The following is a 7,568-nucleotide window of genomic DNA, read 5'->3' on the forward strand; positions in this document are numbered from 1 at the left end:
GAAACGACACCGCCTCCGACCTGGGCCCCACCCCGGTCGGAGGCGGTGTCGTTTCCGGGGTCAGCCGAGGGCGTCGACGGCGATGCGGGTGATGTCCTGCGCGATCCGGTCCTCGCCCGGGGTGTCCGGGTCGAGCCGGGTCGTGTAGACGGAGATGACCAGGGGCGCCCGCTTCGGCGGCCAGGCGACGGCGACGTCGTTGACCCCGCCGTAGGCAGGGGAGCCGGTCTTGTCGCCGACCCGCCACTCCTTGGGGAGCCCGGCCCTGATCCGCTTGTCGCCGGTGGTGTTCTCCAGGAGCCAGCGGGTCAGCTGGCCGCGGTCGAGCGGGTGGAGGGCCTTGCCGAGGACGAGCTTGCGCAGGTTGGCGGTCATCGACGCCGGGGTCGTCGTGTCGCGCCGGTCGCCGGGGATGTTGGTGTTGAGGTCGGTCTCCCACCGGTCGAGGCGGGTGTGCGGGTCGCCGAGCGAGCGCGCGAACTCGGTGATGCCGGACGGGCCGCCGATGCGCCGCATCAGCAGGTTGGCGGCCGCGTTGTCGCTGTACGTGATGGTCGCGTCGCACAACTCCCTTACCGTCATGCCCGTTTCGAGGTGCATCTCGGTGCGCGGCGAGTGCGCGACGAGGTCGTCGCGCCCGTATCTGATCAGTACGTCGAGCAGCCCCGGCTCGCGCTCACGGGCCCGGCGCAGGATCGCCGCCGCGGCCAGGACCTTGAACGTCGAGGCGATGGCGAAGCGTTCGTCCGCGCGGTAGGCGACGACGGCACCGGTCCCGGTGTGCAGGGCGTGGACGCCGATGCGGCCGGGATAGGCGTCTTCGAGGGCGCGCAGGCGGCGCAGGGTTTCGGAGGGGGTGCCCGCGGCGGTGGTGGTGGCGGTGCCGGTGCCCGCGGCGGCGGAGGCCGTCGCGCTCGCGGTGCCGGAGGCCGACAGGAGCACGGGGGCGGCGGCCGCGGTGCCGAGGACCGTTCGACGGGAGGCGGACGGGGAGGCGGATCGGGAGGCGGATAACGTCATGATCCCGACGGTACCGGCAGCGGGTCCCGGGACGCCGCCGTGATCACCTCGTCCAGGACGTCGCGGGCCCGCAGCAGCTCGGCCACCTGACGGTCGATCCTGGCCCGCTCCTCGGTCAGCTCGTCCACCAGCCAGGGGGTGGCGGACGCGGACGGCCCGCCGTCCTTGTCCCGCATGCACGGCAGGAGCTGGACGATCTTCGCGCTGCACAGGCCCGCCGCGAACAGCTCCTGGATGTGGACGACCCGGTCCACCGCGGAGTCCGGATAGTCGCGGTGGCCGCCCGGGGTGCGGTCCGCGTACAGCAGGCCCTGCTCCTCGTAGTAGCGCAGGGACCGCTCGCTCACAGCGGTACGCTTCGCCAGCTCGCCGATCCTCATGCCCGTGCTCCTTCGCACTTGAATCTCACACCGGTGTCAGCTTCTACCGTTCCGGCATGACGAACACCGCGCTTCTCTCCCCGTATTCCGCAGGCCCCCTGGGCCTCCTCCCCAACCGCATGGTGATGGCCCCCATGACCCGCGCCCGCGCCGCGGAGGACGGCACGCCGCTGCCGGTCGTCGCCGACCACTACGCCCAGCGGGCGAGCGCGGGGCTCATCGTCACCGAGGGCATCTGGCCCAGCAGCCGGGGCCAGAGCGGCTGGCGCTACCCCGGGCTGCAGACCGCCGCCCACATAGCGGGATGGCGGCGGGTCACCGACGCCGTGCACGCCGCGGGCGGCCGGATCTACGCGCAGTTGATGCACGGCGGCCGCAACGGCCACCCGCTGGCCCGCATCGACGGTGACCTGCCGCTCGCGCCCTCGGCCGTGACCCCGCCCGGCCACGCGCACGGCCCGGACGGCACCAAGCCCGACTACGTCGCTCCGCGCGAAATGACCCGTGACGACATCCGCACGGCGGTCCAGGACTTCGTGGACGCCGCCCACAACGCCGTCGCGGCCGGGTTCGACGGCGTCGAACTGCACGGCGCCAACAGCTACTTGATCCACCAGTTCCTCGCGGACAACACCAACCTCCGCGACGACGAGTACGGCCGCGGCTCGATCGCCGACCGCATCCGCTTCGCCGTCGAGGTCGTCCGCGCCGTCGCCGACGCCATCGGCGCCGCACGGCTGGGGCTCCGACTCTCGCCGGGCAACCCGCAGTTCGGCATGGTGGAGGCCGACCCCGGCCCCGTCTACCGCGCACTGCTCGACGAGATCGACGGACTCGGCCTCGCCTACCTCCACCTCACCGACAACGACCGCTACCCGGCCCTCGCCGACCTGCGGCCCCGCTGGCACGGCATCCTCATCGGCAACGTCGGCGAGAACGGCGACCCGACGACACGTGCGGCGGGCGAGGCCGTCCTCGCGTCCGGCCGCGCCGACCTCGTGTCGTACGGGCGCGGGTTCATCTCCAACCCCGACCTGCCCGCACGCCTCGCGGCGGGCGCGCCGCTCCAGGAGATCGACGCCGCCCACCTCTACACGAACGGCGCGCGGGGCTACACCGACTACCCCTTCCTGGAGCGGGAGCTGGTGTCCGCTCAGACCTCCACGAGCACCTGATCGAGCGATTTCCGTACGAGATCGGGGACCCGGCAGTCCGGCGCCGGATACCCCACGGGGATCACCGCGAACGCCTTCTCGTTCTCCGGGCGGCCGAGCACCTGCTGCAGGAACCGCATCGGGCTCGGCGTGTGGATCAGCGCGGCCAGGCCCGACAGGTGCAGGGCGGACAGCAGCATCCCCACCGCGATGCCGACCGATTCGTCGACGTAGTAGTGCTTGTGCTTGGTGCCGTCCTCGCCCAGCCAGTACCGCTGCTGGAAGACGACGATCAGGGCGGGCGCGTCGGTCAGGTGCGGCTTCACCTCGTCCGTGCCGAGGGGGCGCAGGGCCGCGAGCCACTCCTCGCCGAGGCGGCCGTCGTACGAGATCTGCTCCTCGTGCTCGGCGGCCTCGCGGATGCGGCGGCGCACCTCCGGGTCCTGGACGAGGACGAACGTCCACGGCTGCTGGTGCGCGCCGGACGGTGCCGTCGCCGCGCACGCGATGGCGTCCCGCACGACCTGGGCGGGCACGGGGTCGGTGGCGAACTGGCGCACCGTCCGCCGCTCCCGCATCCGGTCCCTCAACTCGGCGGAGTGCGCCAGGGATTCGGCCGCGGGCATCCGGTCGGGGCGGTACGGGACGGAGCTGTAGGGCTCGCCGTGGATGGGGGTCCACTCTCGCTGCTGCTCGGTGTCAGACATGCTCCGATTCTGCTGCGGGGGACGGTGTCCGCGCCATGGTGCAGACCAATTGGGATCAGCTCCAGCCGGTCACGATCAGGGCGAGGCCCGCGGTGAAACCGGCGCAGAGCAGGGCCAGACAGCGGGCGTAGTGCCGTCGCAGGCGGTGGGTGAGGAAGCCGAAGGCGCCGAAGGCGAGGCCCACCGTGAGGGTGCGGGAGCCGCGCGAGAGGGCCGAGCGGGCCAGCCAGTCGGCCGGGGCGATGTCGGCGCGGCCCGCCTCGCGTGCGTACACCTTGAAGGGAATGCCGTTCCAGGGCTGGTGGCGGACGGCCGCCGCCGATTCGACGGAAAGCTCCTGACGCACCTCGGCGCGCATCCGGTCGGTGGTCAGCGGTTGCGGCAACTGCACTCCGGTGGCCGCCAAATGGAGGGCCAGCAGGCCGCCGGCCAGGCTGCCCGCGAGCGCCGCGAGCGACAGCTTCAGGGCCCGGCGCGGCACCGCGAGGCACGCGATGGCGAGGAACAGCTCCGGCATCAGCGGCCAGCTCAGCGCCTCCGCGCACGCCCAGAGGAAACCGGCGAGCAGTCCCCGGCGGGAGCCTGCGACCGCGGCGATCCGCTTGCGCGTCGCCGAGTCCGCCAAGGGCTCCTCCGTCGTACGCCGGTGCAGCGCCGCCACCGCGTCGCGGGCCTGCTCCGGGGTGGCCGATGAGGGCAGCGGCGCGCCGACGGTCACGCGGACCAGGGCGGGGCGGAGCCTGCCGTGCTTGGGCAGCAGCCGGTCCGTGCCCGCGATGGCCACCGGCACGACCGGTACGCCCGCGTGCTCCGCGAGGACGAGGGCGCCGCGGTGGAACGACCCCAGCTCGCCGTCCCGCCCGCGGGTGCCCTCGGGGAAGAGGACCACGGCGCGGCCCGCGCGCAGTTCGTCGGCCCTGGTCAGGAGGTCGTCCATGCCGCCGCCCGTGCGGCGCACCGGGAAGCCCGCGGCGAGGCGGCTGCAGATCCGGCGCCGCCACGGCGAGGCGAACCAGTAGTCGGCGGCCGCGCCGATCGCGGGGGAGTGGCGGGCGTCCAGCGCGGCCAGCAGGGCGGCGGTGTCCGCGTGCGAGGAGTGGTTGGCGACGACGACGCAGCCGCCGCGCGGCAGGCGGCCGCGCCGGGTCACACCTCCGGTGAGGGTGAGCAGGGTCCACCAGAGGGCGCGACGGACGAGCGCTGCCACGGGGATCCGCGGACCGGGCACGTGGCCCGGTCGGTCACCGGCCGCGCCGAGTTCGTCCTCGATCGCCGGACGGGCTCGGTCCTCTGCGGCAGGTCTTGAACATGTCCCCGACTGTGTCCTCACCACGTCACCACCATCGTCAGCAACAGCGCCACCAGCAACGAATCGATCCGGTCGAGCAGGCCGCCGAACCCAGGCAGCCAGCTCCCCGCGTCCTTCACCCCCGCCTCCCGCTTGACCATCGACTCCAGGAGGTCACCGAGCACGCAGCCGACGAGCACCGTCCCCCACAGGGAGAGGCGGAACGCGCCGACCGCGGCCAGCGCGGCGGCCGTCGCCGCGGCGGCTCCCACGACACCCGCCCAGGTCTTGTGGGGCGACAGCGGGGACAGCGCGCGGGACAGCGGCCCCTTGCGGCCGAGCGCCGTGCCGCCGCACCACGCGCCCACGTCCCCGAACGCCACCGCGACGCCGACCGCCACCGCCGTCTCGCCGAGCAGGACGAGGCCGCTCAGCGACACCGGGATCCACAGGAGGCCGAAAACCGTGCGGCACGCGCGGGTGAAGCCCTGCGAGGCGTCTCCGGAGAACAGCGCCACCGCCGCCGCGGCGGTCAACAGGGCCCCGGCCGCCCGCAGGTCGAGGGCGCCGGGAGCCGCCCACGCGAGGCCGGGCACGGCCACCGCCGCGCCGCCGAGCACCGCGCGCTCGCCCCGGGGCAGCGCCGCCATCCGCGCGTACTCGCCGACCGCGATCACACCGAGCCCCGCCGCGAGCGCGAACGCCCCCGCACGGCCCACGAAGAACGCCCCGAGGAACAGCGGCGCGGCCAGCGCCCAGGTCCGCCACCGCTTGCGCAGCTCGGCCCGCATCCGGACCCGCGAGGGCAGCGCCGCCACCGCGACCCCGCCCGCGCCGAGCACCCCGGCGACCACGGGCACGGCACGCCCCGCCACCTCCCCGGCGACGAACGCCGCGCTCATCGCGTGCCACCGGTGGCGGACGCGGTGCCCAGCTCCCGCCACAGACGCGCGAGGCGCAGCCCCGCGGTGACCGCGGAACCCGCCGCGATCACCGCGAGCACCGGCATGACCCATCCGGAGGCCGCCGCCACCACGACCAGCGCACAGCGCTCCGTCTTGCCGACCGGGCCGCCGTTCAGGCGCCCCGCGCCCGCCGCCGCGCCCGCGAGCGACACCCAGGACGGCAGCGTCGCCGCGAGTCCCGCCGTCGCCACCAGCCACAGCGGGGCCAGCGGCAGGAAGCCCGCGAGGACGATCAAGTCGGCCACCCGGTCGCCCAGTTCGTTGAGGAGCGAACCCCTGCGTGTCGTGCGGCCGGTGTCACGGGCCAGCGCGCCGTCGAGGTTCGCGAAGGCCAGCCGCGCGGCGAGGAGCAGCGCCACCAGTGGTGCCGAGAACCCGAAGGGCAGCACGGCGAGTGAGACCGCGGCACCCACCGCGCAGACCACGCCCGCCAGCGTGAGGGCGTCGGGCGACACCTCGCGACGGACGAGCGCCGCACGCACGCCGGACAACCGGTCCGCGTACCAGGGCTTGAGAGCGTAGAGGCCGTTCATGGCACTGACTCTGCCGTCGGCCGGCCGCGGGCGAATCGGGGTGCGTACTCAGAGGCGGCCTGAGTACCGTGGGTGACGTGAACACCCTGCGCAGAGCCCACACCAGTGATCTGACGGCGGCCGAACTGCGCGCCGCGCGCGCCCTGCTGGACGAGGCGTTCGACGGCGACTTCAGCGACCAGGACTGGGAGCACGGCCTCGGCGGCGTCCACGCCCTCGTCCACGACACGGCGGGCACCCTGCTCGCGCACGGCTCCGTGGTGCAGCGGCGGCTCCTGCACAACGGCCGCTCCCTGCGCATCGGTTACGTGGAAGCGGTCGCCGTCCGCCCCGACCGGCAGCGGCAGGGCCTCGGCGGGCGGGTGATGGGCGCTCTGGAACAGGTCGTCGACGGGGCGTACGAACTGGGGGCGCTGTCGGCCTCCGACGACGGCGCGCGGCTCTATCTCGGGCGCGGCTGGCAGGAGTGGAAGGGCGCGGTCGGCGCGCTCGGCCCGACGGGCGTGGTCCACATGCCGGAGGAGGAGCCCCCGCTGCTCTGGGGCGCCGACCTCGACCCGGCGCACGAACTCCTCATCGACTGGCGCGACGGGGACGTGTACTAGCCCCGGTTCGCGGCGGCCGCGCGGACGATCATCTTTCCCCGGTTCTCGCCCCGCAGCATCCCCAGGAACGCGTCGACGATCCCGTCGAACCCCTCCACCACCGTCTCGTCCAGCGTGACCCGCCCGCTCTGCAGATGCGGCACCACGAACTCGTACAGCTCCTGTTGCAGTGGGTAGTAGTCACGCACGAGGAAGCCCTCGATGCGCAGGCTCTTCTCCACGATGTCGGGGAGGTTGCGCAGCGCGTAGGGCGCGCCCGTCGCGTTGTACTGGGCGATCGTGCCGACCCGTACGATCCGGCCGCGGTCGCGCAGCGAGGAGATCGCGGCCTCCAGGTGCTCGCCGCCCACGTTGTCGACGTACAGGTCGATGCCGTCGGGCGCGGCCTCGGCGAGGAGGTCGGCGGTCGGGCCCGCGTGGTAGTCGAAGACCTCGTCGTAGCCGACGTGTTCGGTGAGGTACGCCGCCTTCGCCGCCGTGCCCGCGCTGCCCACGAGCCGTCCCGCGTCCATGAGCCGGGCCAGCCGTCCGGTCGCGGTGCCGACCCCACCGGCCGCCGCGGAGACGAACAGGTCCTGGCCCGCGCGGAGCTCGGCGATGCGGGTGAGGCCGACATAGGCGGTGAGGCCCGTGCCGCCGAGGATGCTCAGATGCGCGGAGAGCGGGACGCCGTCGAAGTGCGGCAGCCGGTGCACCTCGTCCGGGGTGACCACGGCGTGCGTGCGCCAGCCCTGCCGGTGGCCGACGATGTCGCCCTCGGTGAGCGCGGGGTCGCGGGACTCGACGACGCGTCCGATGGTGCGGCCCTCCAGCGGGGCGTCGAGCGCGAAGTCGCCGTCCATCATTTCGCGGTGGTACGGGTCGACGGACCAGTAGAGGCCCTCGACCAGGGCGGTGCCGGGGGCGGGGCGGGGGA

General features: G+C 74.1%; 9 protein-coding genes. 2 read left to right on the forward strand and 7 right to left on the reverse strand.

Annotation, left to right across the window (positions count from 1 at the left end; genetic code table 11):
* Positions 1-60: 60 nt before the first annotated feature.
* Both bla and AOK03_RS33110 read right to left on the reverse strand, forming a co-directional pair.
* Positions 61-1,020 (reverse strand): class A beta-lactamase, encoded by a 960-nt coding sequence (gene bla, locus AOK03_RS33105; RefSeq protein ID WP_055569077.1) that lies wholly within the window; start codon positions 1,018-1,020, stop codon positions 61-63.
* Positions 1,017-1,400, reverse strand: a complete 384-nt coding sequence (locus tag AOK03_RS33110; protein WP_055569078.1) for a MerR family transcriptional regulator — start codon at positions 1,398-1,400, stop codon at positions 1,017-1,019. Before AOK03_RS33110 ends, bla begins: the two co-directional genes overlap by 4 nt.
* A gap of 56 nt (positions 1,401-1,456) precedes the next feature.
* Here AOK03_RS33110 and AOK03_RS33115 point away from each other — a divergent pair, with 56 nt between their 5' ends.
* Positions 1,457-2,575 carry an alkene reductase gene (locus AOK03_RS33115; protein ID WP_055569079.1) on the forward strand — a complete coding sequence of 373 codons (1,119 nt, stop codon included), beginning with the start codon at positions 1,457-1,459 and terminating at the stop codon, positions 2,573-2,575.
* Here the strand turns inward: AOK03_RS33115 and AOK03_RS33120 are convergent.
* From AOK03_RS33120 to AOK03_RS33135, 4 genes are all read right to left on the reverse strand, one after another.
* Entirely contained in the window at positions 2,554-3,261 is a 708-nt protein-coding gene (locus AOK03_RS33120; protein WP_055569080.1) for a nitroreductase family protein, read from the reverse strand. The genes AOK03_RS33115 and AOK03_RS33120 overlap by 22 nt on opposite strands.
* A gap of 55 nt (positions 3,262-3,316) precedes the next feature.
* A complete protein-coding gene (locus tag AOK03_RS33125) occupies positions 3,317-4,468 on the reverse strand; it encodes a lysophospholipid acyltransferase family protein (protein WP_244177846.1) in 1,152 nt (383 codons plus the stop codon).
* Positions 4,469-4,587: 119 nt separating this feature from the next.
* Positions 4,588-5,451, reverse strand: a complete 864-nt coding sequence (locus AOK03_RS33130; protein ID WP_055569082.1) for a phosphatidate cytidylyltransferase — start codon at positions 5,449-5,451, stop codon at positions 4,588-4,590.
* Entirely contained in the window at positions 5,448-6,047 is a 600-nt protein-coding gene (locus tag AOK03_RS33135) for a CDP-alcohol phosphatidyltransferase family protein (protein WP_055569083.1), read from the reverse strand. Before AOK03_RS33135 ends, AOK03_RS33130 begins: the two co-directional genes overlap by 4 nt.
* Before the next feature lie 59 nt (positions 6,048-6,106).
* Between AOK03_RS33135 and AOK03_RS33140 the strand changes: the two genes are divergently transcribed.
* Positions 6,107-6,652 (forward strand): GNAT family N-acetyltransferase, encoded by a 546-nt coding sequence (locus tag AOK03_RS33140; RefSeq protein WP_425264433.1) that lies wholly within the window; start codon positions 6,107-6,109, stop codon positions 6,650-6,652.
* Here AOK03_RS33140 and AOK03_RS33145 read toward each other — a convergent pair.
* Positions 6,649-7,568 (reverse strand): NADP-dependent oxidoreductase (locus AOK03_RS33145; protein WP_055569084.1); only part of this gene is annotated, 920 nt, incomplete at its 5' end. The genes AOK03_RS33140 and AOK03_RS33145 overlap by 4 nt on opposite strands.

It is taken from the genome of Streptomyces atriruber, assembly GCF_001418325.1.
GTDB classification, from domain to species: Bacteria; Actinomycetota; Actinomycetes; order Streptomycetales; family Streptomycetaceae; genus Streptomyces; species Streptomyces atriruber.